The organism is Pseudomonas sp. H2_A10 (genome assembly GCF_054680085.1).
Genome location: NZ_CP162821.1, coordinates 1,673,934 through 1,700,702, shown reverse-complemented (window position 1 = coordinate 1,700,702; position 26,769 = coordinate 1,673,934). Strand labels below are relative to the sequence as shown.

Genomic DNA, 26,769 nt, shown 5'->3' with positions numbered 1-26,769 from the left:
GCCTCAAGGCCATGCGCCACACAGCCTCGGCTGCTGGTATGATGCGCCGCTTTTTCCGATCCTCTCTGAAACCACAGGCGCTTGGCGCAGTTTGTGCTTTGACTTAGAGGTCAACAAATCACGACGCAAAATAGCGTCACAGGGAGCCGGCATGCTGGAAAAGCTGTTTCAACTCAAGGCACACAACACCAACGTGCGCACCGAGATCCTCGCGGGTATCACGACATTCCTGGCCATGGCCTACATCCTGTTCGTGAACCCGAGCATCCTCGGCGAAACCGGCATGGACAAGGGCGCGGTGTTCGTCGCGACTTGCCTGGCGGCCGCCATCGGTTCCACCGTGATGGGCCTGATCGCCAACTACCCGATTGCGCTCGCGCCGGGCATGGGCCTCAACGCCTTCTTTACCTACACCGTGGTGCTGCACATGGGCCACACCTGGCAGGTGGCGTTGGGGGCGGTCTTTATTTCGGCGGTGCTGTTCTTCCTGCTGTCGATCTTCCGTATCCGTGAGTGGATCATCAACGCCATCCCCCTGCCCCTGCGCTCGGCGATTGCCGCCGGTATCGGCCTGTTCCTCGCGTTGATCGCACTGCACAACGCGCAGATCGTGGTCAGCAACCCGGCCACCATGGTTGGCCTGGGCGACCTGACAAAAGCCGCCCCCATCCTCGCCACCCTCGGTTTCGTGCTGATCGTCGCACTGGAAGCCCTGGCCGTGCGCGGTGCGGTGTTGATCGGTATTCTCGCGGTCACCATCGCCTCCATCGTATTGGGCGTGACCCCGTTCGGCGGCGTGACCTCGATGCCACCCTCCCTGGCCCCGACCTTCCTGCAGCTGGATATCAAGGGCGCGCTGGATATCGGCCTGGTCAGCGTGATCTTCGCCTTCCTGTTCGTCGATCTGTTCGACAACTCCGGCACCCTGATCGGCGTCGCCAAGCGCGCCGGCCTGATGAGCAAGGACGGCCACATGCCGAAAATGGGCCGTGCGCTGATCGCCGACAGCACCGCCGCCATGGCCGGCTCGCTGCTGGGCACCTCGACCACCACCAGTTACATCGAATCCGCCGCGGGCGTGAGTGCCGGTGGCCGAACCGGCCTGACGGCCATCGTGGTCGCGATCCTGTTCCTGCTGGCGTTGTTCTTCTCGCCGCTGGCCGCCAGCGTACCGGCCTTCGCCACCGCGCCGGCGCTGCTGTTCGTGGCGGTGCTGATGACCCAGGGCCTGGCCGAAATCGACTGGGATGACATTACTGTGGCCGCGCCGGTGGTGATCACCGCCCTGGCGATGCCCTTCACTTACTCCATCGCCAACGGCATCGCCTTCGGTTTCATCGCCTGGACCGCCATCAAGCTGCTTTCGGGCCGCTACCGTGAGCTGAACCCGGCGCTGGTGATTCTGTCGATTCTGTTTGTGATCAAGCTGGGCTGGTTCAACGCATGACTTTTGACGCCGCACACTACACCGCGCAACTGCAAGACAAGGTCACGCGCCTGCGTGACCTGCTGGCACCGTTCGACGCGCCCGAACCGCAGGTATTCGACTCGCCCCTGCAGCACTTTCGCCTGCGGGCGGAGTTCCGCCTGTGGCGCGAAGCCGGCGAGCGCCACTACGCGATGTTTTCCCAGGACGACAAGCGCACGCCGATCCTGATCGAAGAGCTCCCCATCGCCAGCCAGCGCATCAACCAATTGATGCCGCAGCTCAAGGCCGCCTGGCAGGCCAGCGCCGCCCTGAGCCACAAGCTGTTCCAGGTGGAGTTCCTCACCACACTGGCGGGCGACGCAATGATCACCCTGTGCTATCACCGCCCGCTGGATGAGCATTGGCACACGGCGGCGAACAAACTCGCGGCCGACCTGAACGTGAGCATCATCGGCCGCTCCAAGGGCAAGCGCGATGTGATCGGCCACGACTACGTGGTGGAAAAACTCGAGGTTGGCGGGCGCACCTTCAGCTACCGCCAACCTGAAGGCGCGTTCACCCAGCCCAACGGCACGGTAAACCAGAAGATGCTCAACTGGGCCTACGAAGCGTTGGGCGAGCGCCCGGATGACTTGCTGGAGCTGTATTGCGGCAACGGCAACTTCACCCTGCCGCTGGCGACCCGCGTACGCAAAGTGCTAGCCACCGAAATCAGCAAGACTTCGGTCAACGCAGCCTTGAGCAACCTCGATGAAAACGCGGTGGGTAACGTCAACCTGGTGCGCCTCTCCGCCGAAGAACTCACCGAAGCGCTCAACGACGTGCGCCCCTTCCGGCGCTTGCACGGCATCGACCTGAAGAGTTACGAGTTCGGTAGCGTATTCGTCGACCCGCCACGCGCCGGCATGGACCCGGACACCTGCGAACTGACCCGACGCTTCGACAACATCCTGTACATCTCCTGCAACCCGCAAACCTTGGCGGCGAACATCGCGCAACTGCATGACACGCACCGCATTACCCGCTGTGCGCTGTTTGACCAGTTCCCATGGACGCACCATATGGAATCCGGGGTGTTGCTGACCCGGCGATAAACCCGACGCACACCGCCGCCCGACATGTGAGAGCGGCGCTGTTCCGGCGGCTGATTAAAGGTTCGATAATCGAACACATCCGCCGCCTTTAATTGACCAAATTAACCATTCAGTACATTTTATCCCCACAACGAACAAGACCTGTGGAGATACATCTGATGCCGCCTATCGTGCTGGTGCTCAACGGCCCCAACCTCAACCTGCTCGGCACCCGCGAGCCCGCCACCTATGGCCACGAAACCCTGGCCGACGTCGCCGCCCTGTGCGGGCGCAGCGCCGAAAAACTCGGGCTGAAGATCGAATTTCGCCAGACCAACCACGAAGGTGAATTGCTCGAGTGGATCCACGGCGCCCGCGAACGTTGCGCCGGCATCGTGATCAACCCGGCGGCCTGGACCCACACCTCGGTAGCGATCTGCGATGCGCTGGTGGCCAGTGAAGTGCCGGTGATCGAAGTGCATTTATCCAACGTGCATGCACGTGAGGCGTTTCGTCATCACTCGTTCGTGTCGCCCATCGCCAAGGCAGTGCTCGCAGGCTTTGGCAGCCATGGTTACCACCTGGCCCTGGAACATTTCAGCCGGTTGCTCAAGGGTTCAGCTCAATGAAATCGCGCATCCTCGCCGGCCTGATCGGCGCCGGTATCCAAGCCTCCCGCACCCCAGCCCTGCATGAACAGGAAGGCGACGCCCAAGGCTTGCGTTACCTGTACCGTCTCATCGACCTTGAGCCCCTGGGCCTGGACATCAACGCCCTGCCCGACCTCCTACGCGCCGCCGAGCAGATGCACTTTACCGGGCTGAACATTACCTACCCGTGCAAACAGGCGATCCTGCCGTTGCTCGATGAACTGTCCGACGAAGCCAGGGGCATTGGCGCGGTGAATACGGTGGTGTTCAAAGACGGCAAACGCATCGGCCACAACACCGATTGCCTGGGGTTTGCTGAAGGGTTTCGACGCAACCTGAGTGATGCGCCGCGCCGGCGCGTGGTGCAGATGGGCGCCGGTGGCGCGGGCGCGGCGGTGGCCCATGCACTGCTGGCCGAAGGCGTGGAGCACTTGAGTATTTTTGACGTGGATGCCCAGCGTGCCCGCGAGCTTGTGGATAACCTCGCCCAGCGTTTCGGCAGCGGCCGCGCGCAAGTGGGTCAGGATTTGGAAAACGCCCTGACCGAGGCGGATGGCCTGGTCAACACCACGCCAATGGGCATGGCCAAACTGCCCGGTATGCCGGTGCCGGCAGCCTTCTTGCGGGCGCAATTGTGGGTTGCGGAAATCGTGTATTTCCCACTCGAAACCGAACTGCTGCGCAACGCCCGCGCCCTGGGTTGCCGCACGCTGGATGGCGGCAACATGGCGGTGTTCCAGGCGGTGAAGGCGTTTGAGTTGTTCAGTGGCGAGGTGGCGGATGCGCAACGGATGTTGGCGCACTTCAAGAGCATGAATACCTGACTGTAGAAACCAAATCCAAATGTGGGAGGGGGCTTGCTCCCTCCCACATTTTGAGCCAGTTTTCACATGAGGTTCTGCGGTGAATTCAGGCCTGCAGGTACCGCAACACCGACTCACAGATCATCTCGCGATGCCGTTGTTTAACCGCCTCATCCGACAGCTCGATCTGAAAGATCTCACTGAACGTGTGGCGGTTGGACACCCGGTAAAAGCTGAATGAGTTGATCAGCAAGTGCACATCCAACGGCTCCAGCCCTTCCCGGAATACGCCCATTTCAGCCCCGCGGCGCAAGGTCTCCCCCAGCCCTTCCAGGATCTTGCTGTTCATCGCCTTGATCGTGTCGGTGCGCTTCACGTACTCGGCATTGTGGATATTTTCGATGCTGACGATCCGCACAAAATCCACGTTCTGGTCATGGTGATCAAAGGTGAATTCCACCAACCGCCGGATCGCCTCACGCGGTTCAAGCGCGGTGAGGTTCATGCGCGTTTCGGTATTGCGGATATCGCCGTAGAGCTTCTCCAGCACCTCGACGTACAGCTGCTCCTTGCTACCGAAGTAGTAATAGATCATGCGCTTGGAGGTGTGAATGCGCTCGGCGATGGCGTCCACCCGAGCCCCGGAAAGGCCCTGCTGGACAAACTCCGCAATAGCCTCCTGGAGTATGTTTTCGCGGGTCTTTTCCGGGTTGTTCTTACGACTCTTGCGCGGTGCGTCTGACACCGCAGGGAGTTCGGGACTCGAGGTCATGGTGCGCTCACGGCCATTGTTGTGCAGGCGCTGATTATGGGCCGCGGCGCCTGCCGAAGGAAGCGCTCGACTCGCCGTTATAAACGCGCCTGGCGCAAGGCACCGCTGCGCGATTTGGCCATCGCCGCCAGACGCACGGCCACGTTGGCCGCTCCGTAGCCGGCATAGCCGTGCTTGCGCTGGATGATTTCGAAGAAAAACCGCCCTTCGAACGGTTCGGTGTACACGTGAAATAACTCACCGCCCTGGGCGTCACGGTCGTACAACACGTTGTAGTACGCCAGTTCGCTGAGGAACTCATCGTCAAAGTCGAAACGCGCCGCCAGGTCGTCGTAGTAGTTGAGCGGGATGTCCAGCAGCGGTACGCCGGCCTCTTTGGCGCGGCGCACCTCGGCGAAAATATCCGCACAGTCGAAGGCAATATGGTGCACGCCAGAGCCGCGATAGCTCGACAGCGCGTGGGAAATGGCGGTGTTGCGGTTCTCGGAGATGTTCAGGGGCAGGCGAATCGAGCTGCAGCGGCTACGCAATGCGCGGCTTTTAACCAGGCCATACGGGTCGGGCAGCACCACTTCGTCATCGGCTTCGAAATCCAGCAGGCTCTTGTAGAACAGCACCCAACTGTCGAGGCTGTCGGCCGGCAAGGCCATGGCCATATGGTCGATGCGCAGCAGGCCACCGCCATCGGTCGCGGCCGGTTGCAGGTTGAAATCGGTGTCGTACAGCCCGCCTTCGCCTTGGTCTACCAGGTAAATCAGGCTGCCATCCGGCGCGCGCACGGCCGCAAGTTCCAGTTCGTTGGGCCCGACCAGGCCACGATAGGGCTGGCCCTTGTAGGCCACCGCTCGTTCCAGGGCCTTGGCACTGTCCTTGACCCGGATGGCGGTGGCGCACAACGACGGCCCATGGGCTTCGAAAAAATTATGCGCGAAGGAATAGGGCTCGCAATTGAGGATCAAGTTGATATCGCCCTGGCGCAACAGGCTCACGCTCTTGGAACGGTGCTGCCCGGCCTTGACGAAACCCAGACGCTCCAGCCAATGGGTCAGCTTGGCGCCAAGGTTTTCATCCACGGCGAACTCAAGAAACTCAATGCCGTCGTACTCGCTGGCCGCCGGGGTTTCGAAGAGGATATCCAGCGGCGCGGCGGGCTGCTCCTCGGCCAGCCGTTCGCGGGTTTTCTCTTCCAGGTACAGCAGCGATCGCAGGCCATCGGCGGCATTCGCGCGGGTCGGCGCGGCGCGGAAGCCATCGTTGAAAATTTCCAGGGACAACGGCCCGGTGTAGCCACTCTTGATGATCGGCGCGAGGAAGCCCGCCAGGTCAAATTCACCCTGGCCAGGGAAGCAGCGAAAATGCCGGCTCCACTCCAGCACGTCCATGGCCAGGATCGGCGCGTCGGCCATTTGCACGAAGAAGATCTTATCGCCGGGGATCTGGGCGATGGCACTCGGGTCGCCCTTGAGCGACAAGGTGTGGAAACTGTCGAGCAACACGCCCAGGCTGGGGTGATCGACCTGACGCACCAGGTTCCACACCTGCTGCCAGGTGTTCACATGCCTGCCCCAGGCCAGCGCTTCATAGCCGATGCGCAAACCTCGGCGGCCGGCATGTTCGGCCAACAGGCTGAGGTCGTCGAGCAGAATACGTTCATCGCCCACCGAATCCGCCGCGGCGTTGCTGCACACCAGCACCAGGTCGGTGCCCAGTTCCTGCATCAGGTCGAACTTGCGCTCGGCGCGCTCCAGGTTGCGCGCCAGGCGGTCGCGTCGGCAGCCTTCAAAGTCGCGGAACGGCTGGAACAGCGTGATAGCGATACCCAGGTCGGCGCACATTTGCTTAACTTCGCGCGGGCTGCCGTCGTAATACAACAAGTCGTTTTCAAAGATCTCGACCCCATCAAACCCGGCGGCGGCAATGGCTTCGAGCTTTTCCGGCAGGGTGCCGCTCAAGGACACAGTGGCGATGGAACGTTGCATGGGCGACTCCCGGCAATTGTTGTTTGTGGCAAATTATTCGCCGCCAGCCTACGCGCAGCAATTAAAATGTACGAACCGGTTAGTTTTCAGTGCGATTATCGAACACAATGCCCCATAGCGAATTGACGATTTTTTAGCCACTGCGCACCATCGACTTCGCTTCTACCTGTAAGAAAAAGACCCAGAACACACCATAAAAATTTCAAAAAACGGGTACAACCACATGCCTCTGCAAAACTCCGCCCTGGCCTCGCGCCCCGGCACCCCGCACGCCGGCATCGGCGACAAGATCCGCGGCGCCATGGCCGTAGGCAAAACCCGCTGGGGCATGCTGGCCCTGGTGTTTTTCGCCACCACCCTCAACTACATCGACCGCGCCGCGTTGGGCGTGATGCAACCTATCCTCGCCAAAGAAATGAGCTGGACGGCGATGGACTACGCCAACATCAACTTCTGGTTCCAGGTGGGTTATGCGATCGGCTTTGTGCTGCAAGGCCGCTTGATCGACCGCGTCGGCGTGAAACGCGTGTTCTTTTGCGCGGTGCTGCTGTGGAGCCTGGCCACCGGCGCCCACGGCCTGGCCACCTCGGCCGTCGGCTTTATGGTGTGCCGCTTTATCCTCGGGCTGACCGAGGCCGCCAACTACCCGGCCTGCGTCAAGACCACACGCCTGTGGTTCCCGGCGGGTGAGCGCGCGGTGGCCACCGGTATCTTCAACGCCGGCACCAACGTCGGCGCGATGATGACGCCGATGCTGCTGCCGTTGATCCTGCATGTGTGGGGCTGGCAGGCGGCGTTCTTGTGCATGGCATCGCTCGGCGCGATCTGGCTGGTGTTCTGGGGGCTGAAATACTACAACCCGGAAGAGCACCCAACCGTCAAACAATCGGAACTGGACTACGTGCAACAGCACGCCGAGCCGGAACAACCCGGCGTCCCGTTCAGCCGCATCCTGCGCATGCGCGGCACCTGGGCGTTCGCCATCGCCTATGCGCTGACCGCGCCGGTGTTCTGGTTCTACCTGTATTGGCTGCCGCCGTTCCTGAACCAGCAATACAACCTGGGCATCAACGTGACCCAAATGGGCATCCCGCTGATCATCATCTACCTGACCGCCGACTTCGGCAGTGTGGGCGGTGGCATCCTGTCGTCATTCCTGATCGGCCGCGGGATGAACCCAATCAAGGCGCGGCTGCTATCGATGCTGCTGTTTGCCTGCTGCATCGTGGGCGTGATCATGGCGGCCGGTTCCAGCCAACTGTGGGTCGCGGTATTTGCGATCTCCCTGGCCATCGGCGCGCATCAGGCCTGGACGGCCAACATCTGGAGCCTGGTGATGGACTACACGCCCAAGCACATGATGAGCACGGTGTTCGGCTTCGGCGGCATGTGCGCGGCCATCGGCGGCATGTTCATGACCCAGATCGTCGGCCATATCCTCACCGTGACCAACAACAACTACACCGTGTTGTTCACCCTGATTCCGGCGATGTACTTCATTGCGCTGACGTGGATGTACTTCATGGCGCCGCGCAAGATTCCTTCGGTAGACGTGTAATTCAACGACGCCGCTGCTGCCAGGCAGCGGCCAACCCGCTCATGCAGATCACCCCGATACCGGCCACCGTGGTCATGTCGGGGGTATGGCTGAATACCAGCCAGCCCAACAACCCCGCAAACACGATCTGGCAATAGCCGAACGGCGCCAGCAAGGCCGGCGCCGCAAAGCGGAACGCCTGGGTCAGCATCAAGTGCGCGGTCATCCCGCACGTGCCCAGCGCCAGCATCAACACGCCGTGCCACAGCGTCGGCACCTGCCAGAAGAACGGCACCATCGCACTCATCACCAGGGTATTGCACAGCCCGGCAAAGAAGTTGCTGGTAGTGGGCGTGTCGTATTGGCTGAGGATGCGTGTGAGCAACTGGTAAAAGCAGAAGAACATCGCCGAACACAATGGCAGCAGCACCGCCGGGGTGAACAGCTCGCCGCCGGGATGGATGATCACCAGCACGCCGACAAACCCGCAGATCACCGCCAGCCATTGGCCGCGCGTGACGTGTTCGCCCAGCAGCGGCACCGAGAGAGCCGTCACCAGGATCGGTGCGAGGAAGTTCACCGCCGTGGCTTCCGCCAGGGGGATGTAATGCAAGGCGCTGGTAAAAAACAGACTGGTGCCCAACAGGCACAACGCCCGCACCACCTGCATACCGGGCCGTTTGCTGCGCAGCACGCGCAGGCCCGATTGCGGCAGGAAGATGCCGGCCATCAGCAAGGTGTGCACCACATACCGCGCCCACACCACCATCACGATCGGGTAGAACCCGGCCAGGTATTTGGACAAGGCGTCGTGGCTGGAAAACAGGAACGTCGCCAGCACAATCAGCAGGATGCCTTTAAAGGGGTGGTTGACGCCGGAAAGTGGGGTACTGACAGTCATGGAATTCTCTTGCGTGGCGAGCGGAACACTGAGCACTGAACGAGGTAGCGCTAACCCGGTAATCTAGCAGCCGGGCCGGAGTCTGCCCCAAGAGCATAACCAAACACCGGGCGAACAGCGCACTAAATCAGCGGATTCGAGTCCAACCCTGCACGCCCGCCCCCGCGCTGCACACTTTTCAACCAAGGCTTTGCTATGAAAAAAATCTTCTTTGTTGTGTCTGCCCTTGCCCTGCTTACCGCCTGTAACGAGCAAGCCAAGGACGCGCCAAAACCCGCGCCGGCGTCGGTACAAGCCACCCTGGTACCGGAACACCCGCCCACCGATAAGTGGGTCGGCCAATGGGTTGGCGTCGAAGGCCTGAACCTGACCATCGCCAAGGACGACGCCATCGGCCGTGGCCATTATCGGCTCACCATGCAATACGGCCTCGACGCCACCGACAGCGGCACCTTCAAGGGTGAAGCCAATGAAGAGGGCATCGCCTTCGTACGCCCGGACGGCCCACAACTGCTGCGGGCCGGCGACGGCGAAGCCACCGGCCTGAAGTGGCTGGCCGATAAAAAAGACTGTTTGATCGTGAACACCGGTGAAGGGTATTGCCGCTAATAACGGCCATACTCCACCCATAACTTTGTAGGACCGTTCATCAAGAGGATTGCCCCATGCTATGGAAAAAAGGCCGACGCAGCGACAACGTGGTGGATGCGCGGGATGACAGTGGCGGCGGTGGTGGCGGCATGCGCTTTGGTGGCGGCAAGGGCCTGAGCCTCACGGCGATTGTGCTGATCGTCGGCATCGGCTGGCTGACCGGCCAGGACCCGCTGCAGATCCTCGGCCAATTGACCGGCCAGATGGAACAGGCGCCGTCGGTCAGCACACAGACGCGCCAGGCGCCGCCGGCCAACGATGAGCAGGCCGATTTCGTGCGTGCGGTGCTGGGCGACACTGAAGACACCTGGGCCCAGGTGTTCCAGGAAAACGGCCTGGCCTACAAGAACCCGAAACTGATCCTGTTCCGTGGCCGGGTCAATTCCGCCTGCGGTGGCGCCACCTCGGCCACTGGCCCGTTTTATTGCCCGGCGGATCAACAGGTGTACCTGGACCTGGACTTCTTCCGGGAAATGTCGCAACGCTTCCAGGCCGCCGGCGACTTTGCCCAGGCTTACGTGATCGCTCACGAAGTGGGGCACCACGTGCAGACCCTGCTGGGCATCTCGTCCAAGATCCAGGCCGCGCGCCAGCAAGGCCGACAGATGCAAGGCGACGGCGGCCTATTGGTACGCCAGGAACTGCAAGCCGACTGCTTTGCCGGCGTGTGGGCCAACCGCGCGCAAAAACGCTTGAACTGGCTGGAGCCCGGCGACATCGAAGAAGCCCTGAACGCGGCCAACGCCATTGGCGATGACCATTTGCAACAGCAGGGTCAGGGCCGCGTGGTGCCGGACTCGTTTACCCACGGCACTTCGGCGCAGCGGGTGCGCTGGTTCAAGACCGGCTTCGCCCAGGGCCAGATCACTCAATGCGATACGTTTGCCGCCAAGAGCCTTTAAATGAATAAACCATGGGGTGTGCTGCTGGGGGTTCTGGTCTCGTGTTCAACCCTGGCCGCCGAGCATGGCGTCGCGGTGGTCAGCCCCGAGCGGTTCCACCTGCAGGTCGGCGACCTCAGCCTGGGCCTGAGCCAGGACTGGCGCCAGCCGCTGCCCCGCGTGACCCGCGCGTTGATCATCGTGCATGGCCGCTTGCGCAATGCGCAGACCTACCTGCAAAGCGGCAAGGAGGCCGCTGAACACGCGGGGGTTGGCGCCGCGACCCTGGTGATTGCACCGCAGTTTCTCAACAACGCCGATGTGAGGCGCCACGCGTTGGGTCAACAGGTATTGCGCTGGAACGGCAACAGCTGGATGGCTGGCGAGCCGTCGGTCGGCCCTGGCCAACTCAGTTCTTACGGCGTGCTGGACCAACTCATCAAGCACCTGGGCAACCGCACACTGTTCCCGGCGCTCAAGGAAATCGTAGTGGCCGGGCATTCCGGCGGCGGGCAAGTCGTCCAGCGCTTCGCCCTCACCGGTCACGACCACCCGACTCTGCAAGCCGAAGGCATCCGCCTGCGCTATGTGGTGGCCAACCCTTCGTCCTACGCCTACTTCAGCCCGCAACGCCCGGTCCAGTTCGACGCAACCCTGTGCCCGGGTTTCAACGACTGGAAGTACGGCATGCAGCACCTGCCCGCCTACGCCCATGGCCAGAGCCCGCAACATCTGGAACAGGTCTATGTGTCACGGGACATCACCTACCTGCTGGGCCAGCAAGACACCAACCCCAACCACCCGGCGCTGGACAAAGGCTGCGAAGCCGAGACCCAGGGCGCGTATCGATTGATTCGCGGACACCACTACTTTGACTATCTCACGCTGCGCCATCCGCAACTGCGCCAGAAGCTGGTGGAAGTGCCGGGGGTGGGGCATGACGGGGATAGGATGTTTACCTCGCCGGAGGGGCAAAAGGCGCTGTTCCCCAATAACCCCTGAAGAAACCGGCTCAAAATGTGGGAGGGGGCTTGCCCCCACATTTGATCTTTATTGACTGGGCTAAATCATTCGGCGCAGTACCGTGCAGTCTGGTGCATGCCAATCCGCCAACTCCGGCCAGGGGTTGTCCGGCAGGTTGACCAGCACCGTGCGGGCGCCCGCCGCCCGACCGCAATCCAGGTCAAAACGGTAATCGCCGACCATCACCAACTCACTCGGCGCCACGTCCCACGCGGCCGCCAGTTTCAACAACCCACCCGGGTCGGGCTTGGGCGGCGCATCCTCTCTGCCGAGTATGTCGTCGATGGCAAAACACTCTGCCAGGCCAATCGCTTCCAGCGTCACATGCGCCAATGCCTGCGCATTGCGCGTCAGAATCCCCAGGCGATACCCACGACTGGCCAATTCGCGCACCAACTCCACCGCGCCAGTGGCCGCCACCGAGCCCAGCGCCAACTCACGCTCATGCTCCAGCAACCAGGCATGCTTGGCCGCCGCAACATCGGCGGGCAATGCGGCCAGATGGGTGAGGATGTCGTCCTCGGGCGGTATCTCCAGCGCCACGCGGATGGCCGCAAAGTCATGCACGGCCACCGTGAGGGTGCCGTCCATATCAAATACCCAGTGCTTAACGTCGCTCAGGCTCATGCCCAATCCTTGCGATGGCGAATCAACCCTTCCTGGGTCACCGATGCCACCAGTTGGCCGGCGCGGTTGTACACACTGCCACGCGAGAATCCGCGGGAATTGCCGGCCCACGGGCTGTCCATGGCATACAGCAACCAGTCATCGGCGCGCAGGTCGGCGTGGAACCACAGCGCATGGTCGAGGCTGGCGACCTGCATGTCTTTTTGCCACACGGTCTTGCCATGCGGCAGTAGCGAGGTGGTCAACAGGCCGAAGTCCGAGGCGTACGCCAACAGGTATTTATGCAGCGCCGGCGTGTCGGCCAGCGCACCGTCGGCGCGAAACCACACGTATTTGACCGGGTCGGACGGCTGCGGGTTGAACGGGTCTTTTTCGGTGACCGGGCGCACTTCGATCGGCTTGGGGCACAGCAGCTTTTCGCGCATGTGCTCGGGGATCAGGTGCGCGCGCTGCTGGGTCAGCTCAAGCTCCGACGGCAGGTTTTCCGGGCCGACCACCACGGGCATGGTGGTTTGATGCTCAAAGCCTTTTTCGTCGTACTGGAACGATGCGCTGCAGGTGAAGATCGGGTGGCCCTTCTGGATCGCCGTGACGCGGCGCGTGCTGAAACTGCCGCCATCGCGCACGCGGTCCACCGAGTACACCACCGGCAACGCCGCATCGCCGGGGCGCAGGAAATAACCGTGCAACGAATGCACGTGGCGTGCTTCTTCGACGGTCTGGCTGGCCGCCGACAACGACTGGCCGAGCACCTGGCCGCCGAACAGTTGACGAAAACCCAGGTCCTGGCTGCGGCCGCGAAAGAGGTTTTCCTCGATCGGCTCCAGGGTCAGCAAGTCCACCAGATCTTCCAATACTTGGCTCATAGAGCAACTCCTACAATCTATGGGGCATTCCGGGCTGCTTATCCGTGCAGCGTGTCCAACCATTGGGCGCGGGTGATGCGGTACAAAACATGCGGGCGCAGCGGGTCATCGGCTGCGACCTTGGGGTGTGCAAAATCTGCCTGCGGATCGTAATGCATACCGATGGCCTGCATGACTTTTTGTGAGGGCTGATTGGCCTCCGTGGTAAAGGCGACAATTTCATCCAACTGCAAACGGTCGAAACCACAGCGCAGTGCGGTCCAGGCCGCCTCACTGGCGTAACCCAGGCCCCAATGCTCGCGAGCCAGGCGCCAGCCAATTTCCACTGCCGGGGTAAAGCCGGCTTCAAAGTTGACGTTCTGCAAACCGGTCAGGCCGATGAACTCACCCGTGTCCTTACGCTGCAACGCCCAAAAGCCAAAGCCGTATTCGGCGAAGTGGCCGCGGATCCGCCCGATCAGCGCAGCGCTTTCCAGGTGGCTGAGCTTGGCCGGGAAATAGCGCATCACCTGCGGGTCGGCGCACATGCGCGCAAACTCCGGCAAGTCGGTGTCGCGCCATGGGCGCAGCACCAGACGCGCGCTTTCCAATTCGAGTATCGGCTCCATGGGTCCCCTCCCCTTGCCATGTGCGTGAGTGTACAGCGCTGGTAAGATCCTTCGCAGTTTCCCGTCAGAAAATCCCATGCCTTTGCCATTGATCTACCACGACGACTACAGCCCCGAGTTCCCGCCGGACCACCGGTTCCCCATGGACAAATTTCGCCTGTTGCGCGACCACCTGGTGGACAGCGGCCTGACCCAGGACAGCCAACTGCTGCGCCCGCCGCTATGCCCGGCGGACATTCTGGCCCTGGCCCATGAACCTGGGTATATCGAGCGCTACATGAGCGGCGAGTTGTCCCGCGAAGACCAGCGCCGCCTCGGCCTGCCCTGGAGCGAAGCCCTGGCCCGGCGCACCGTACGAGCGGTGGGCGGTTCGATACTGGCCGCCGAGCAGGCGCTGGAACACGGCCTGGCCTCGTCACCTGGCGGGCGGTACCCATCACGCGCATTACGATTACCCGGCGGGCTTTTGCATCTTCAATGACCTCGCGGTGATCAGCCGCTACCTGCTGGCCAGCGGCCGGGTCAACCGCGTGCTGATCTTCGACTGCGACGTGCATCAAGGGGACGGCACCGCACGCATCCTGCACGACACGCCGGAGGCGATCACCGTGTCGCTGCACTGCGAAAAGAACTTCCCGGCACGCAAGGCCCACAGCGACTGGGACATCCCGTTGCCCATGGGCATGGGCGACGCCGACTACCTCAAGGTGGTCGACGATGCCCTCAACTACCTGCTGCCGCTCTACCAGCCCGACCTGGTGCTGTACGACGCCGGTGTGGATGTGCATAAAGACGACGCCCTGGGCTACCTCAAACTGACAGACGCCGGCGTGGCCGCCCGCGATGAAAGCGTGATGCGCCATTGCCTGGGCCGCGACATTCCGGTGATGGGCGTGATCGGCGGCGGCTACAGCAAGGACCGCCCCGCCCTGGCGCGCCGCCACGGCATCCTGCACCACAGCGCGCAACGGGTGTGGACGTCATCAGGTTGTCATTGAGCTGTGAGCGTTACCCACAATGGCTGTGGAACGGCCTGTGGATAACTTGAGCGTAAGCGGCTGAGAGCGAGCCGCCATAAGGCTTGTAGGAAAGTGTACATTTTTTGATCAGGCAGCCGCCGCTCCGTCCGGTAGAATGCTCGGCTTATTCACAGCCCGTGTAGCCTTGCCCATGCCTCACACCGCACCTCCACACGTCACTATTATCGGCGGCGGCCCAGCCGGGCTGATGGCCGCCGAAGTCTTGAGCCAGGCCGGGGTGCGCGTGGACCTGTACGACGGCATGCCTTCGGTGGGGCGCAAGTTCCTGCTGGCCGGCGTGGGCGGCATGAACATCACCCACTCCGAAGCCTACCCGGCTTTTGTGTCGCGCTACGCCGAACGCGCACCGCAGATGGCGCCGTTGCTGCGTGGGTTTGGTGCCCAGGCATTGTGCGAATGGATCCATGGTCTGGGCATCCAAACCTTTGTCGGCACTTCCGGCCGCGTATTTCCTACCGATATGAAAGCCGCCCCGCTGTTGCGTGCCTGGCTCAAACGCCTGCGCGACCAGGGCGTGGTTATCCACACCCGGCATCGCTGGGTGGGCTGGAATGCCGAGGGCGGTTTACTTATCCACAGCCCGGACGGCGAAAAAGTTGTCCACAGCGCTGCCGTGCTGTTGGCGTTGGGCGGTGGCAGCTGGTCGCGCCTGGGCTCCGACGGGGCGTGGCTTAACCTGCTGGAGGGCAAAGGCGTGCCCTATGTTCGCCTGCAGCCGAGCAATTGCGGCTTCGACGTGTCTGCCTGGAGCGAACTGATGGTCAGCAAATTCGCCGGCGCGCCGTTGAAGAACGTCGCCATCGGCCTGGGGGACGACGCGCCTCGACTGGGCGAGTGTGTCATCACCGCCACGGGCATCGAAGGCAGCCTGATCTATGCGCTGTCGGCGCCGATTCGCGAGACGATCAACCGCGACGGTTCGGCGACGGTGCATATCGATTTGTTGCCGAGCAAACCGTTGGACAAGGTCCGGGCCGCCCTGGCCAAGCCGCGTGGCTCGCGGTCGATGAGCAAGCATTTGCACAGCCAGTTGGGGTTGGATGGGGTCAAGGCCGCGTTGTTGCGCGAACTGACGCCGGCTGAGCACTTCAACGATCCGGCGCAGTTGGCGGTGGATATCAAGGCGTTGCCGTTGAGGCTGGTGAAGACGCGGCCGATAGATGAGGCGATCAGTACCGCCGGTGGCGTGCCGTTTGAGGCGCTGGATGAGCGGTTGATGCTCAAGCAATTGCCGGGGGTGTTTTGTGCGGGGGAGATGCTGGATTGGGAGGCGCCGACTGGGGGGTATTTGCTGACGGGGTGCTTTGCCAGCGGGCGGGCGGCTGGACGGGGGATGTTGGAGTGGTTGAACCCTTGAGACTTCGGTGAACTCAAGTCCGACATCGGGGGCGGTGCGACGGTTCGACTTGCCCCCGATGAAGCCATCAGCCACACCGCAAAATCACTTCTTCTTACGCGGCCCGGTATTAAACACTGGCACCTTGCGCACCGGCTTGATCGACGGCTCCACCGGCGCGGCGTCCCCACTGTCCACCCACTTGCCCAGGTTGCGCTTACCGCCGCCACCGGAGGTTTTAGGCTTCTTCGGTTTTTTCGGCTTCTTCACCACTTGCCCGCTGGCATCGGTGTCCGGCACGCGGTGTTCCGGTTCGAAGTCGGCTTCCATTTTGCGGGTCAGGGTCTGACGAGTGAGCATCTCGATGGCCGACAGCATGTTCACTTCATCAGCGCACACCAGGGAAATCGCCTCACCGGTGTTGCCCGCACGACCGGTACGGCCGATGCGGTGGATGTAGTCTTCGGCGACGATCGGCAGGTCGAAATTGACCACCAGCGGCAGGTCTTCGATATCCAGGCCACGGGCGGCTACGTCGGTGGCTACCAGGATCTGCACTTCGCTGGCCTTGAAACGGTCCAGGGCACGCTGGCGGGTCGCCTGGGGTTTGTCGCCATGGATGCCGTCGGCGTTGATGCCCAAGCCCTGTAACTTGTCCACCAGCGCATCCACGCCGTTGCGGGTCTTGGCGAACACCAGCACCTGCTTCCAGCGACCTTTGCGCATCAGGTGGACGAACAACTCCGGCTTGCGCTTCTTGTCCACCGGCACCACCCATTGCTTCACGGTGTTGGCGGCGACGTTGCGCGGGCTGACTTCGATGCTCAGCGGGTCGTTGAGCATCTGCCCGGCCAACAGGCGGATGTCGTCGGAGAAGGTCGCGGAGAACAGCAGGGTCTGGCGCTTTTTCGGCAGCATGCGATAGATGTTCGCCAGCTCTTCGGAAAAGCCCAGGTCGAGCATGCGGTCGGCTTCATCCAGCACCAGGGTTTGCAGCTGGTTGAGTTTCAGCGCGTTCTGGCGGAACAGGTCGATCAGGCGGCCAGGCGTGGCGACCAAAATGTCGACGCCCTTGCGCAGCTTCATCATCTGCGGGTTGATGCTCACGCCGCCGTACACCGCGTAGGTGGTCAGCGGCAGGTGTTGCGCGTATTCGGCGACGCTGGCGTGTACTTGCTCGGCCAGCTCCCGGGTGGGGCAGAGGATTAACGCGCGCGCCGAGTTAGCGGCGACTTTCGGCCCTTCCATGGTCAGCAGTTGCAGCAGCGGCAAGGCGAAACCGGCGGTCTTGCCGGTGCCGGTCTGGGCCGCGGCCATCAGGTCGCGACCGGCCAGCACCGCCGGAATGGCTTGCGCCTGCACCGGCGTCGGGGTCTGGTAGCCAAGCGTCTCAAGGGCGCGCAGCAAGGGTTCGATCAGGCCAAGGGTGGCGAAAGTCATGTAGTTACCGTAGGAAAATTCAGCGCAAGGTCGCAATTGCGCCGCAGTTTACCTTATTTCCGGCTTCGGCTTGCGCCACTGCGGCAGGCTGATCAGCAGCACCGCGCTGATGATCACCAGCATCGCCAGGGCTTCTTCCACGCCGATGGTTTCGCCCACGAACACGATCCCCAGCAACACTGCCACCGCCGGGTTCACATAGGCATAGCTGGTCGCCGCCGCCGGGCGCACGTGCTTGAGCAGGTACATATAGGCGTTGAAGGCGATGATCGAACCGAACACCGTCAAGTAGGCCAGCGCCAGCCAGCCTTCCAGCGGCGGCATGGCCTGCAGGTGTTCACCGGACACCGCGCTGCCGATCAACAGTGCCACACCGGCCACCAGCATCTCCGCCGCGCTGGCCATGGCGCCCTGGGGCAGCGGCAAATGCCGGCTCCATACCGAGCCGAACGCCCAGGAGGCCGCCGCGAACAACAGCAACGCGGCGCCCATCGGGCTCGATTGCAAGGTGCTGCCCATGTTGAGCATGGCAATGCCGACAATGCCCAGGATCACCCCGGCCCATTCCAGGCGCGTATTACGCGCGCCCCAGAAGTACCCGCACAGCAAGGTGAACAGCGGCACCGTCGCCACCGCTAGCGCGGCCACCCCGGATGACACGCCCGTGTGTTCGGCCACGCTGACCGCGCCATTACCGAAGGTGAGCAGCAAGATGCCGATCATCCCGGCAGCCTTCCATTGCGGCCAGGTCGGCGCCGGCACGCCGCGCCATCTGAGATAGCCGTACATCAACGCCCCCGCCGTGCAGAACCGGATACCCGCTAGCAACAGCGGCGGCCAGTATTCCACGCCGATGCGAATCACCAGGTAGGTGGAACCCCAGATCACATACAGCGCAAAAAAGGCGGCGATCAACGGTAAGGGAAAGCGACGTGGGCCAGGCATTGGGCGGCTCTATGGCAGGAGTGGGAGGCTTATTCTAGAAACGAAGGAGAATAAACATAAGTTACAAAACCTGTTTAAACCGCCCATACACTTTTCAAAGCATGGTTATGAAGGCTATAACCCGTGCTTTCGAAAGCCACGCGCAATTGGAGCCTTATTATGGACAAATACGATCGTATGCTCCTCAGCGCCCTGCTCGAAGACGGCCGCGCCTCCTATGCGCAACTGGCCCGCACGGTAAACCTCTCCGCCCCCGCCGTGGCCGAGCGCGTGGCCAAGCTGGAGGCCAGTGGGGTGATCACCGGGTACCAGGCCAAGGTGGACTTATCCAAAGTGGGGTTGCCGATTCAATGCGTGATTGAACTGCGGCTGACCAATCATGGCAGCCAAAAGGTCTACGACGCCCTCGCCGAAATCCCCGAACTGACCGAATGCCACCGGGTAACCGGCGACCCGTGCGTGATCATGCAAGCCGCGGTGGGCTCGATGCCTGAGCTTGAGAATTTGATCAACCGGATAGCCAAGTTCGGCTTCAGCAAAACTTCGATTATTTTGTCGAGCGCGATAGAACGGCGCGTGCCGTTGGGGCAGTTGGAGGGCAATGGGAAAAGTGGTGGCTGAGCGATCGCGATCGGGAGCAAGCCCCCTCCCACACTTGTGAACTCCTTCAAAAGGTCTGTTGAAATCGCCCTCGATTAAAAAAACGGAAGGCTCCGATAGCAGTGCAGGACTTAACCTACTGACTGTTCTGACGACACATAAAAAAGCCATCCACCGCGCAGTGTTTCGATGGCCAGCAAGACCAATCCCTTTCATTTGCGGGACGTTTCCGAGAGAATTCCACGGCCTTGTTTCCGTCGGATTCGGTAGCTAGTCTCGCTCCGTCATCGAGTTTTCGGTGATCGGACGTGCAAGTCCGACGACGGTAATACGCATAGCCTTAACTCTCTACGCCTGGGTTTATCTCAGGCGCTAAGTGTCATGGCAGCTGTACGCGGGAGGTCTTCGGATCTACCGGACTCCGTCTCGGTCTTGCACACCCGCGTACTGCTGCCACCCTAATTCGTGTGCAAGCGAACGGTTGCAGCTTCTTAACTGACGGAGAAGTTTCAACATGGTCAAAATCACCCCCGATCCACCCAAGCCCAACGCCGACTTCCCCAGCGAAGACGCCCTGCTCCATCGCCGTGCCATCGACTATTACCGCAAAGCGTGCGCCCCGGATGCGCCGACCTTCATCCTGAATGACAACCTGAGCCTGGAAGACGCCCTCGCCCATGCGGCGGATTTGCTGCATTGCGCGGTGGAAGCGGCGCATGCCTCGGGTGAAGTGATGAAGGCGCCGCAGCGGGCGGTGATGCATTTGGTGGAGATGGCCAAAGGCGTGGTGGACCAAGCCTTGGGCTGTGCGCAGCCTCGATAGGCGCCGCATAACTTCATGTGGGAGGGGGCTTGCTCCCGATGGCGGTGGGTCAGTGACAAATACATTGCCTGACACACTGCTATCGGGAGCAAGCCCCCTCCCACATTTGGACCTCCAGTGTTCTTGAGGTCGTGGCTGGCTCAGAACCCGCGATGTTTCTTCAAATGCTCATTGATCTTCGCCGCCGGCACTTTCTGCAAGGTGCATAGCAAATCGTGGGACAGCTCGCGCAGGCCGTGGGTCTGGCGCAGTTCCCGGGCCAGGTGCGCGGTGAGGTTGGCGGCCATTTCCGCATCCGCCAGCGCCCGGTGAGCCTGGCCGGTGTGGGGCAGTTTGGCGTAGGTGTTGAGGGTGCCGAGTTTGTGGTTCGGTGCCGCCGGCATGAGGCGCCGGGCCAGCAGCAGCGAGCAGGCGAATTTTTGCAGGCGGGTGCGGCGGATCAGGCCCAGCTCAAAGTCCCAGAACTTCTGGTCGAACGCGGCGTTATGCGCCATCAGCGGCGTGGTGCCGACGAATTCGTTGACCTCGTTCATCACCCGCTCGGCCGACGGCGCGCTGCGCAGCATGGCGTTGCTGATGCCGGTGAGTTGTTCGATAAAGCCCGGCACGCGTACGCCGGCATTCATGAGGCTCTGGTAGCGATCAACGATTTGCCCGCGCTCAAGGATGACCACGCCAATTTCCGTGGCCCGGCAGTGGCTGCTCGGGGTGATGCCGGTGGTTTCAAAGTCGATGACCGCTATACGTTCCAAACCTGTTTCAACTCCGTTAACGATTGATTGAGCCGCAGCGCTTACTTGAGCAGCAGCGCGCCTTCGATCGGCACGTAGCGGCTGGCGGCGCGTATCAATGAATTGGCCGTGAGCCCCGGCACGCCGTAGGCCACGGCGTGTACGCCATGCTTTTGGATGATGCGTTCGAGCAGCATGTCGAAATCACCGTCGCCGGAGGCCAGCACCACTTCGTCGACATGGTCGGCGGCGTCCATGATGTCAAGCGTGATGCCCACGTCCCAGTCGCCCTTGGCCGAGCCGTCGGCACGCTGGATATACGGTTTGAGTTTTACCGTAAAGCCCAGGTTGCGCAGGATCTGCTGGAATTGCTGCTGCTTGCTGTCGCCTCGGTCGATGGCATAGGCGTACGCCTCGACGATTTGCCCGCGTGCGCTGATGTCAGCCCACAGGGCCGCGTAATTGAAGTGGCAGCCATAGGCCTGGCGCACGGTGTAATAGAGGTTTTGCACATCGGCGAACACTGCAATTTTTTTCACCGCACTTCCCCATGACAGCCAGGCGCCAGCGCCCGGAAAGGGTGCCAGTATGCCAGCCGCGAGAAGGTTTCCGGGAAAAATCAGCCCGGCGCGACGAAGCGCACCGGGCGTGGGGAGGGTCAGACGAAGGAATCGTCGTCGCCAAAGGAGGATGAGTCGTCGGAATAGTCGCTGTCGGCGAAGCTGTCCGAGTTGTTGGCGCCCCAGCTGTCATTACCGGCGAACTTCTGGTCGTCATTGCCCCAGCCACCCTGGTCGCTGGCCGGTGCCGGTTGTTCGATGATTTCTTCCACCACCTGCGGCTGCTGGTTGTGATGGAACAGGCTGCTGATGCCTTCGGCCAGCAACACACCGCCGGCCACACCGGCGGCGGTTTTCATCGCACCGCCGAGGAAACCGCTGCCCACGGGCGCGGCGGCGGCCGGTTGTTGCGGCGGTTGCTGATAGTTCTGCTGCGGTGCGGGTTGGCTGAATGCCGGCCGCGCCGGTTCACGCCAGCCACCTCCCGCGTTGCTCGGCGCAGGTTGCGCCTCTCGCGAGCCACCGCCAAAGATGCTCGACAAAAAACCGCCACCGCTTGGCGCGGCCGCCTGCGGGGATCTGGCGCGCTGCAGCTCCTGCTGCAATTGCTCGATCTGTTGCGCCTGTTGCTTGTTCTGCGCGTCGAGGCTTTTGAGTGCGTGTTCCTGCACCAGGATCGACTGGGTCATGTAGTACCCGGCGGCGGGTTGGCGAGTCATGTGCTCCTTGATCCGCGCTTCGGCCTGGGCGTCGCGGGGGGCTGAGTCCGTTTCGGCTTGCTGCAACCGTGAAAACAGTCCATCGATCAGGGTTTGCTCTTCGCTGTTCATGGCGACCTCGTTAGATTGCCGGTAAAAATCGTGGTCCTGCCTGTGATCAGGCCAGGTGCGCTCTAGTTATGGGGGTGTTACGAGTTGTTTCAATGGTCTTTACGCAAGGTTTACGTTTGCGCCCTACAGACCCTGATCGGTTAAAGTGTCGCCCTTGCTTTTAAGCCAGCGATGAACCCGATGAATCCGTTAGATGTATTGCGCGACTCCTTCCGTTTTACCCGGCATAACCTGGGCGCCATCGTGCAGTTGTGCCTGCCGCTGGTGATCCTCGAGGCCCTGTTGCAACAGGTACTCGACCACACGCTCGGCCCGGATGCCTTCCCGGGTTACAGCGTGGTGGTGGGGTTATTGGTGTACCCGCTGTACACCGGCGCCTTGATCCTGTTCCTCGACGCGCGCACCCGTGGCGAGTCGCCGCGTACCAAAGACGTATGGGCCATGGCGCTCACGCTGTGGCCGCGTTTTGCGGTGTTGACGGCCATGAGCACCCTGCTGATCCTGCTGGGCTTGTCGATGTATTTGCTGCCGGGCCTGTGGCTGATGGTGGTGCTGGCGTTTGCCGAGTATTTACTGGTGCTGCGCGGCCTGTCGGCGCTGGAGGCGATGAAGGAAAGCTTTCGCCTGACACGCGGGCATTTCTGGCGAATCCTGGTGTGCCTGCTGTGCGTGATGACCCCGCTGTGGCTGCTCAAGGGCGCCAGCGTCGCGGCCTATCCCAACCCGGCGCCATGGCTGGGCCTGTTGATGGATAGCGCCCACAGCTTCCTGCAATTGTTTACCAGTGTGGTGTTGTTCCGTTTATTCATGTTGATCGGTGGCGATGCCGACGCACGGTGATATGCTCCGTGCCATTCCTGAAACGCCATAAGCCGAGCCGATGACCCGTTTATTGCGCATCACCTTGCTGGGCCTGTTGATCATCGCAGGCCTGCTCACCGCCCTTATCTACAGCCTGACCTGGCGCCCCGCCGCCAAGGAGACCTTGCCGGTAAGCTGCGTCGCGCCGCGTGCGCCGACCCTGCTGCCGGGGCAGGCGCTCAAGGTGATGACGTGGAACGTGCAATATCTGGCCGGCAAGAACTATGTGTTTTGGTACGACACCGCCGACGGCAGCGGCCCCGATGATCGCCCCACCGTGGAAGACATGGCCGTGAGCCTGGACGAAGTGGCACGGGTGATCCGCGACGAACAGCCCGACATTCTGCTGTTGCAGGAACTCGACGAAAACGCCAAGCCCTCCCACTACCAGGACCAGCTTGCCCTGTTGCAAGAGCGCCTGGTCGACCTCTACCCCTGCAGCGCCCAGGCGTTCGACTGGAAGGCCGATTTTGTGCCCGACCTGCATATCTTCGGCAGCGTCGGACGCAAACTCGCGACCCTGAGCCGTTACCAGATCGAACACGCCGAGCGCCTGCAATTGCCGGCACCGGAGGCCAACCTGATCAGCCGCCAATTCCAACCCAAGCCGGCCTTGCTGCTGACCTACCTGCCGCTGAGCGACGGCGGCCAACTGGCGGTGCTCAACACCCGTTTGGACGCTGGCGCGCCGGGGCGCAGCGCGGTGCAGGAACAGGTGAAAACCACGGTCAAGCTGCTGGATAAATTCGAAGGCCGCGGTACGCCCTGGCTGATCGGCGGCGATTTCAACCTGCTGCCCCTGGGCCAATTCCTGCGGTTGGACGCCAGCAAACGCGGGCAGTATTCGCCGGACAGCGAGCTGCACCTGCTGTGGGATAAATACCCGATGATCCCGAGCAACAGCCAGTCCAGCGGTATCGATCGCGAAAAATGGCTGACGCACTTCCCCAATGACCCAAGCCTGGACGGCCCGGATCGCACCTTGGATTACCTGTTCTACAGCCCGCGGATCAAACGGGTGGACACCAAGGTGCGGCAGGAGGATACCTTGCGTATCTCCAACCATCTGCCGGTGATTGCCCGGTTCCTGTTGCCCGCCGCGCAATAGCAAACAACACACAACCAAAAGTGGGAGGGGGCCTGCTCCCGATAGCAATGGTTCAGTCAACAATGCAGTGACTGATACACCGCTATTGGGAGCAGGCCCCCTCCCACTTTTGGATCTTTGGCGTTACGGCTTTCGGGGTTTGATCCTGGCAGTCGGCTCTGCGATCAGCGGATCATCCGGCCAATAATGTTTCGGGTACCGCCCCTTCAGATCCTTCTTCACTTCAGCGTAGGTACTGCGCCAGAAGTTCGCCAGATCCTGGGTAACCTGCACCGGCCGCCGCGCCGGCGACAGCAGGTGCAGCTTCACCACCTGGCGCCCACCGGCAATGCGCGGGGTATCCGCCAGCCCGAACAGTTCCTGTAGGCGCACCGCCAGGATCGGCGGCTGTTCGCTGTAGTCCACCCGCACCGATGACCCCGACGGCACTTTCACATGCTGCGGCGCCAGTTCGTCCAGGCGCTGGGGCAGCGGCCAGGGCAGCAGGTTGTGCAAGTAGCTGGAAATATCCAGGTGGGCGAAATGGCTCAGGCGCGAGACTTTGCCCAGGTAGGGCATCAGCCAATGCTCCAGGCCGGCGAGCAACGCCTTGTCGCTGACGTCCGGCCATTCGCTGGTTTTACCCGCGTCCAATTGGCGCAGCAGCATCACGCGGGCCTGCCATTGGCGCAGTTCGGGGGTCCAGGGCAGCAGTTCCAGGCCTTTGCGGCGCACCAGGTTGACCAGCGCCTGGCTGCGGGCGTTTTCGTCGAGGCCGGTAAGGGGGTCGCGGCTGAGTACCAGTTCGCCGACTTTGCGCTGGCGCTCGGCGCGCAGCACGCCTTCACGCTCATCCCAATCGAGCTGATCGACGTTGCGCACTTGCTCGGCGAGTACCGTATCAAACAACGCCGGGTCAAAATCCGCCGCGAGGTAGATGCGTTCTTCGCGCTGGCCCTGGCGGCTGCCGAGGTCGGCGATCACCAGCCAGGGTTGTTTCATCAGGCTGTCGGCTTCGGCGAACAGCGCCGCGCGGCCGTTGGCCAAGCGATATTCGGCGCCACCGGGACGACGTTGCTGGGCGACGCGGTCCGGGTAGGCCAGTGCCAGCAAGGCGCCCAGCCAGCGTGGGTGGTCAGGATCGGCCACGGGCTGCACGGCCTGGCCCCGCAAATAACCGCGATATTGCCGCGCCAGTTGCTTGGCCCGTTGCACGCCACCTTGAGTGCCGCGTGCGCGTTCTTCACCAGACAACAGCGCCAGACGGCTGTGCAAATCCGCACCGCCACCGCGCAAAATATCGCGCTCGCCCAACAACGCGGCGACGTCACAGGCCGTTGCCGCCAGCCCCAAAGCCTGCCCGCGCAGCAGTAGATGCGCGATACGCGGGTGCGCCGGCAGTTCGGCCATTTTGTGCCCATGGGCGGTGAGTTTTTCCTCATTCAACGCGCCAAGGCGCACCAGCAGATCCTGGGCCTGGGCATACGCGGCGGCCGGCGGCACATCCAGCCACACCAGTTGCGCGGGCGTGACGCCCCAGCGCGCCAGTTGCAAGGCCAGGCCTGCGAGGTCGGCGGCGAGGATTTCGGCACTGCCATAGGCGGCGAGCCCTTCGTGCTGGTCCTCGGACCACAAGCGATAACACACCCCCGGCTCCAAACGCCCTGCCCGGCCGGCACGCTGGGTGGCGCTGGCGCGGGAGATGCGTTGGGTGTCGAGGCGGGTCATGCCGCTGCCGGGGTCGAAACGCGGTACCCGCGCCAGCCCGGCGTCGATCACCACGCGCACGCCGTTGATGGTCAGGCTGGTCTCGGCGATGTTGGTGGCGAGCACCACTTTGCGCTTGCCGGCCGGCGCCGGGTCGATGGCGGCGCGTTGGGCGTTGAGGTCCAGTTCACCGTGCAGCGGGCACAGCAGCACATCCTGGCGATCACCCAGCGCGTCGGCCAGTTGCTGATGGACGCGGCGGATCTCGGCCTGCCCCGGCAAAAACACCAGCACGCTGCCGGTCTGGTCTTGCAAGGCTTCGAGGAGGGTCTGCACCACCCGAGGCTCAATGAATTCGCCCGGCTGGTACGGCCGGCCCCAGCGCATCTGCACCGGGAACATACGCCCTTCGCTGCGCAGGATCGGTGCGTCATCCAGCAGGCTGGCCAGGCGCTCGCCTTCGAGGGTGGCGGACATCAGCAGGATTTTCAGCGGTTGTTCATCGCGAAACAGCTCGCGGCCGTTCAGGCTCAGGGCCAGCGCCAGGTCGGCGTCGAGGCTGCGTTCGTGGAATTCGTCGAAGATCAAAAGCCCCACGCCGTCCAGCGCCGGGTCGTCCTGCAGGCGGCGGGTGAGGATGCCTTCGGTGACCACCTCGATCCGCGTGTTGGGGCCGACTTTGCTATCCAGGCGGATGCGATAACCCACTGTCTCACCGACTTTTTCCCCCAGTTCGCTGGCCAGGCGTTCAGCGGCGGCGCGGGCAGCCAGGCGGCGCGGTTCGAGCATCAGGATGGTTTGCCCGGCCAGCCAGGGCTCATTTAACAATGCCAAGGGCACGCGGGTGGTTTTACCGGCGCCGGGCGGTGCTTGCAGCACGGCTTCATGGCGGTTCGCCAAGGCGTCACGCAGGGCGGGTAAAACATCATCAATGGGCAACGAATTCATACTGGCTCCAAAGCAGAGCCGCGAGTATAACGGCGAACTGCCGCATGCCGACGCTGGTCTC

Annotated in this window: 25 protein-coding genes and 1 pseudogene; 14 read left to right on the top strand and 12 right to left on the bottom strand. The window is 62.4% G+C overall.

Annotated elements, in window-relative coordinates:
- Positions 1-151 precede the first annotated feature (151 nt).
- The 4 genes from AB4O23_RS07870 to AB4O23_RS07855 all read left to right on the top strand — a co-directional run bounded on the left by AB4O23_RS07870 (position 152) and on the right by AB4O23_RS07855 (position 3,976).
- The gene (locus AB4O23_RS07870; protein ID WP_017528884.1) at positions 152-1,447 is read left to right on the top strand and encodes an NCS2 family permease; all 1,296 of its coding nucleotides are present in this window, start codon (positions 152-154) and stop codon (positions 1,445-1,447) included.
- Positions 1,444-2,523, top strand: a complete 1,080-nt coding sequence (gene trmA, locus AB4O23_RS07865; RefSeq protein ID WP_460062795.1) for a tRNA (uridine(54)-C5)-methyltransferase TrmA — start codon at positions 1,444-1,446, stop codon at positions 2,521-2,523. The genes AB4O23_RS07870 and trmA overlap by 4 nt, the downstream gene beginning before the upstream one ends.
- Before the next feature lie 158 nt (positions 2,524-2,681).
- Positions 2,682-3,131: a type II 3-dehydroquinate dehydratase gene (gene aroQ / locus AB4O23_RS07860; protein ID WP_460062793.1), complete on the top strand. Its 450-nt coding sequence runs from the start codon at positions 2,682-2,684 to the stop codon at positions 3,129-3,131.
- Positions 3,128-3,976, top strand: coding sequence for a shikimate dehydrogenase (locus AB4O23_RS07855; RefSeq protein ID WP_460085085.1), 849 nt, complete (start codon positions 3,128-3,130; stop codon positions 3,974-3,976). Before aroQ ends, AB4O23_RS07855 begins: the two co-directional genes overlap by 4 nt.
- Positions 3,977-4,061: 85 nt before the next feature.
- Here AB4O23_RS07855 and AB4O23_RS07850 read toward each other — a convergent pair whose 3' ends face one another.
- Together AB4O23_RS07850 and quiC are read right to left on the bottom strand one after the other, a co-directional pair.
- Entirely contained in the window at positions 4,062-4,727 is a 666-nt protein-coding gene (locus AB4O23_RS07850) for a TetR/AcrR family transcriptional regulator (protein ID WP_017528888.1), read from the bottom strand.
- 77 nt (positions 4,728-4,804) lie between these two features.
- Positions 4,805-6,706: a 3-dehydroshikimate dehydratase QuiC gene (gene quiC / locus AB4O23_RS07845; protein ID WP_068935225.1), complete on the bottom strand. Its 1,902-nt coding sequence runs from the start codon at positions 6,704-6,706 to the stop codon at positions 4,805-4,807.
- A gap of 223 nt (positions 6,707-6,929) precedes the next feature.
- On the opposite strand from quiC, the gene AB4O23_RS07840 reads away from it, so the two are divergent.
- On the top strand, positions 6,930-8,264 hold the full coding sequence (locus AB4O23_RS07840; RefSeq protein WP_460069936.1) for an MFS transporter: 1,335 nt from the start codon (positions 6,930-6,932) through the stop codon (positions 8,262-8,264).
- 1 nt (position 8,265) lies between these two features.
- Here AB4O23_RS07840 and AB4O23_RS07835 read toward each other — a convergent pair whose 3' ends face one another.
- Positions 8,266-9,144, bottom strand: coding sequence for a DMT family transporter (locus AB4O23_RS07835; RefSeq protein ID WP_017528891.1), 879 nt, complete (start codon positions 9,142-9,144; stop codon positions 8,266-8,268).
- Positions 9,145-9,339: 195 nt separating this feature from the next.
- Here AB4O23_RS07835 and AB4O23_RS07830 point away from each other — a divergent pair, with 195 nt between their 5' ends.
- Genes AB4O23_RS07830 through AB4O23_RS07820 form a run of 3 tightly spaced genes read left to right on the top strand, consistent with a single transcriptional unit; the run spans position 9,340 to position 11,678 of the window.
- Entirely contained in the window at positions 9,340-9,753 is a 414-nt protein-coding gene (locus tag AB4O23_RS07830) for a membrane lipoprotein lipid attachment site-containing protein (RefSeq protein WP_017528892.1), read from the top strand.
- A gap of 56 nt (positions 9,754-9,809) precedes the next feature.
- Positions 9,810-10,697, top strand: a complete 888-nt coding sequence (gene ypfJ / locus AB4O23_RS07825) for a KPN_02809 family neutral zinc metallopeptidase (protein WP_017528893.1) — start codon at positions 9,810-9,812, stop codon at positions 10,695-10,697.
- Positions 10,698-11,678, top strand: coding sequence for an alpha/beta hydrolase (locus AB4O23_RS07820; protein WP_460069938.1), 981 nt, complete (start codon positions 10,698-10,700; stop codon positions 11,676-11,678).
- A 60-nt stretch (positions 11,679-11,738) separates the two neighbouring features.
- Here the strand turns inward: AB4O23_RS07820 and AB4O23_RS07815 are convergent, their stop codons facing one another.
- The 3 genes from AB4O23_RS07815 to AB4O23_RS07805 are packed head-to-tail and all read right to left on the bottom strand — an operon-like array spanning position 11,739 to position 13,800.
- Complete coding sequence (locus AB4O23_RS07815; RefSeq protein ID WP_065876751.1) at positions 11,739-12,326, bottom strand: HAD family hydrolase; 588 nt, start codon at positions 12,324-12,326, stop codon at positions 11,739-11,741.
- Positions 12,323-13,192, bottom strand: coding sequence for an acyl-CoA thioesterase II (tesB, locus tag AB4O23_RS07810; RefSeq protein WP_017528896.1), 870 nt, complete (start codon positions 13,190-13,192; stop codon positions 12,323-12,325). Before tesB ends, AB4O23_RS07815 begins: the two co-directional genes overlap by 4 nt.
- A 38-nt stretch (positions 13,193-13,230) precedes the next feature.
- Complete coding sequence (locus AB4O23_RS07805; RefSeq protein WP_017528897.1) at positions 13,231-13,800, bottom strand: GNAT family N-acetyltransferase; 570 nt, start codon at positions 13,798-13,800, stop codon at positions 13,231-13,233.
- 76 nt (positions 13,801-13,876) lie between these two features.
- Here AB4O23_RS07805 and AB4O23_RS07800 point away from each other — a divergent pair.
- Both AB4O23_RS07800 and AB4O23_RS07795 read left to right on the top strand, forming a co-directional pair.
- Positions 13,877-14,798: pseudogene (locus AB4O23_RS07800) on the top strand (histone deacetylase family protein).
- A 172-nt stretch (positions 14,799-14,970) separates the two neighbouring features.
- Positions 14,971-16,197, top strand: coding sequence for a TIGR03862 family flavoprotein (locus tag AB4O23_RS07795; protein WP_135196726.1), 1,227 nt, complete (start codon positions 14,971-14,973; stop codon positions 16,195-16,197).
- 84 nt (positions 16,198-16,281) lie between these two features.
- Here the strand turns inward: AB4O23_RS07795 and AB4O23_RS07790 are convergent, their stop codons facing one another.
- Both AB4O23_RS07790 and yedA read right to left on the bottom strand, forming a co-directional pair.
- Positions 16,282-17,616 carry a DEAD/DEAH box helicase gene (locus AB4O23_RS07790; protein ID WP_017528900.1) on the bottom strand — a complete coding sequence of 445 codons (1,335 nt, stop codon included), beginning with the start codon at positions 17,614-17,616 and terminating at the stop codon, positions 16,282-16,284.
- Between the two features lie 48 nt (positions 17,617-17,664).
- Positions 17,665-18,561 carry a drug/metabolite exporter YedA gene (yedA, locus tag AB4O23_RS07785; RefSeq protein WP_135196725.1) on the bottom strand — a complete coding sequence of 299 codons (897 nt, stop codon included), beginning with the start codon at positions 18,559-18,561 and terminating at the stop codon, positions 17,665-17,667.
- 159 nt (positions 18,562-18,720) lie between these two features.
- Between yedA and AB4O23_RS07780 the strand changes: the two genes are divergently transcribed.
- Both AB4O23_RS07780 and AB4O23_RS07775 read left to right on the top strand, forming a co-directional pair.
- Positions 18,721-19,182, top strand: coding sequence for an Lrp/AsnC family transcriptional regulator (locus AB4O23_RS07780; protein WP_017528902.1), 462 nt, complete (start codon positions 18,721-18,723; stop codon positions 19,180-19,182).
- A 493-nt stretch (positions 19,183-19,675) separates the two neighbouring features.
- Positions 19,676-19,984 carry a DUF3077 domain-containing protein gene (locus AB4O23_RS07775; protein WP_135196724.1) on the top strand — a complete coding sequence of 103 codons (309 nt, stop codon included), beginning with the start codon at positions 19,676-19,678 and terminating at the stop codon, positions 19,982-19,984.
- A gap of 140 nt (positions 19,985-20,124) precedes the next feature.
- On the opposite strand, the gene AB4O23_RS07770 is transcribed toward AB4O23_RS07775, so the two are convergent.
- The 3 genes from AB4O23_RS07770 to AB4O23_RS07760 all read right to left on the bottom strand — a co-directional run bounded on the left by AB4O23_RS07770 (position 20,125) and on the right by AB4O23_RS07760 (position 22,105).
- On the bottom strand, positions 20,125-20,736 hold the full coding sequence (locus AB4O23_RS07770; protein WP_017528904.1) for a 3'-5' exonuclease: 612 nt from the start codon (positions 20,734-20,736) through the stop codon (positions 20,125-20,127).
- A 41-nt stretch (positions 20,737-20,777) separates the two neighbouring features.
- On the bottom strand, positions 20,778-21,254 hold the full coding sequence (locus AB4O23_RS07765; protein ID WP_017528905.1) for a LabA-like NYN domain-containing protein: 477 nt from the start codon (positions 21,252-21,254) through the stop codon (positions 20,778-20,780).
- Positions 21,255-21,373: 119 nt separating this feature from the next.
- The gene (locus AB4O23_RS07760) at positions 21,374-22,105 is read right to left on the bottom strand and encodes a DUF2076 domain-containing protein (protein ID WP_065876747.1); all 732 of its coding nucleotides are present in this window, start codon (positions 22,103-22,105) and stop codon (positions 21,374-21,376) included.
- Between the two features lie 180 nt (positions 22,106-22,285).
- On the opposite strand from AB4O23_RS07760, the gene AB4O23_RS07755 reads away from it, so the two are divergent.
- Positions 22,286-22,945 carry a YciC family protein gene (locus AB4O23_RS07755; protein ID WP_017528907.1) on the top strand — a complete coding sequence of 220 codons (660 nt, stop codon included), beginning with the start codon at positions 22,286-22,288 and terminating at the stop codon, positions 22,943-22,945.
- 40 nt (positions 22,946-22,985) lie between these two features.
- The gene (locus AB4O23_RS07750; RefSeq protein WP_017528908.1) at positions 22,986-24,074 is read left to right on the top strand and encodes an endonuclease/exonuclease/phosphatase family protein; all 1,089 of its coding nucleotides are present in this window, start codon (positions 22,986-22,988) and stop codon (positions 24,072-24,074) included.
- 123 nt (positions 24,075-24,197) lie between these two features.
- Here the strand turns inward: AB4O23_RS07750 and hrpB are convergent, their stop codons facing one another.
- Entirely contained in the window at positions 24,198-26,708 is a 2,511-nt protein-coding gene (gene hrpB, locus AB4O23_RS07745) for an ATP-dependent helicase HrpB (RefSeq protein ID WP_460062782.1), read from the bottom strand.
- Positions 26,709-26,769 lie beyond the last annotated feature (61 nt).

What these genes read in the sequence shown, in the direction of transcription:
- AB4O23_RS07870 (WP_017528884.1), top strand. Translation starts at nt 152, where the DNA reads ATGCTGGAAAAGCTGTTTCAACTCAAGGCACACAACACCAACGTGCGC.
- trmA (WP_460062795.1), top strand. Translation starts at nt 1,444, where the DNA reads ATGACTTTTGACGCCGCACACTACACCGCGCAACTGCAAGACAAGGTC.
- aroQ (WP_460062793.1), top strand. Translation starts at nt 2,682, where the DNA reads ATGCCGCCTATCGTGCTGGTGCTCAACGGCCCCAACCTCAACCTGCTC.
- AB4O23_RS07855 (WP_460085085.1), top strand. Translation starts at nt 3,128, where the DNA reads ATGAAATCGCGCATCCTCGCCGGCCTGATCGGCGCCGGTATCCAAGCC.
- AB4O23_RS07850 (WP_017528888.1), bottom strand. Translation starts at nt 4,727, where the DNA reads ATGACCTCGAGTCCCGAACTCCCTGCGGTGTCAGACGCACCGCGCAAG.
- quiC (WP_068935225.1), bottom strand. Translation starts at nt 6,706, where the DNA reads ATGCAACGTTCCATCGCCACTGTGTCCTTGAGCGGCACCCTGCCGGAA.
- AB4O23_RS07840 (WP_460069936.1), top strand. Translation starts at nt 6,930, where the DNA reads ATGCCTCTGCAAAACTCCGCCCTGGCCTCGCGCCCCGGCACCCCGCAC.
- AB4O23_RS07835 (WP_017528891.1), bottom strand. Translation starts at nt 9,144, where the DNA reads ATGACTGTCAGTACCCCACTTTCCGGCGTCAACCACCCCTTTAAAGGC.
- AB4O23_RS07830 (WP_017528892.1), top strand. Translation starts at nt 9,340, where the DNA reads ATGAAAAAAATCTTCTTTGTTGTGTCTGCCCTTGCCCTGCTTACCGCC.
- ypfJ (WP_017528893.1), top strand. Translation starts at nt 9,810, where the DNA reads ATGCTATGGAAAAAAGGCCGACGCAGCGACAACGTGGTGGATGCGCGG.
- AB4O23_RS07820 (WP_460069938.1), top strand. Translation starts at nt 10,698, where the DNA reads ATGAATAAACCATGGGGTGTGCTGCTGGGGGTTCTGGTCTCGTGTTCA.
- AB4O23_RS07815 (WP_065876751.1), bottom strand. Translation starts at nt 12,326, where the DNA reads ATGAGCCTGAGCGACGTTAAGCACTGGGTATTTGATATGGACGGCACC.
- tesB (WP_017528896.1), bottom strand. Translation starts at nt 13,192, where the DNA reads ATGAGCCAAGTATTGGAAGATCTGGTGGACTTGCTGACCCTGGAGCCG.
- AB4O23_RS07805 (WP_017528897.1), bottom strand. Translation starts at nt 13,800, where the DNA reads ATGGAGCCGATACTCGAATTGGAAAGCGCGCGTCTGGTGCTGCGCCCA.
- AB4O23_RS07795 (WP_135196726.1), top strand. Translation starts at nt 14,971, where the DNA reads ATGCCTCACACCGCACCTCCACACGTCACTATTATCGGCGGCGGCCCA.
- AB4O23_RS07790 (WP_017528900.1), bottom strand. Translation starts at nt 17,616, where the DNA reads ATGACTTTCGCCACCCTTGGCCTGATCGAACCCTTGCTGCGCGCCCTT.
- yedA (WP_135196725.1), bottom strand. Translation starts at nt 18,561, where the DNA reads ATGCCTGGCCCACGTCGCTTTCCCTTACCGTTGATCGCCGCCTTTTTT.
- AB4O23_RS07780 (WP_017528902.1), top strand. Translation starts at nt 18,721, where the DNA reads ATGGACAAATACGATCGTATGCTCCTCAGCGCCCTGCTCGAAGACGGC.
- AB4O23_RS07775 (WP_135196724.1), top strand. Translation starts at nt 19,676, where the DNA reads ATGGTCAAAATCACCCCCGATCCACCCAAGCCCAACGCCGACTTCCCC.
- AB4O23_RS07760 (WP_065876747.1), bottom strand. Translation starts at nt 22,105, where the DNA reads ATGAACAGCGAAGAGCAAACCCTGATCGATGGACTGTTTTCACGGTTG.
- AB4O23_RS07755 (WP_017528907.1), top strand. Translation starts at nt 22,286, where the DNA reads ATGAATCCGTTAGATGTATTGCGCGACTCCTTCCGTTTTACCCGGCAT.
- AB4O23_RS07750 (WP_017528908.1), top strand. Translation starts at nt 22,986, where the DNA reads ATGACCCGTTTATTGCGCATCACCTTGCTGGGCCTGTTGATCATCGCA.
- hrpB (WP_460062782.1), bottom strand. Translation starts at nt 26,708, where the DNA reads ATGAATTCGTTGCCCATTGATGATGTTTTACCCGCCCTGCGTGACGCC.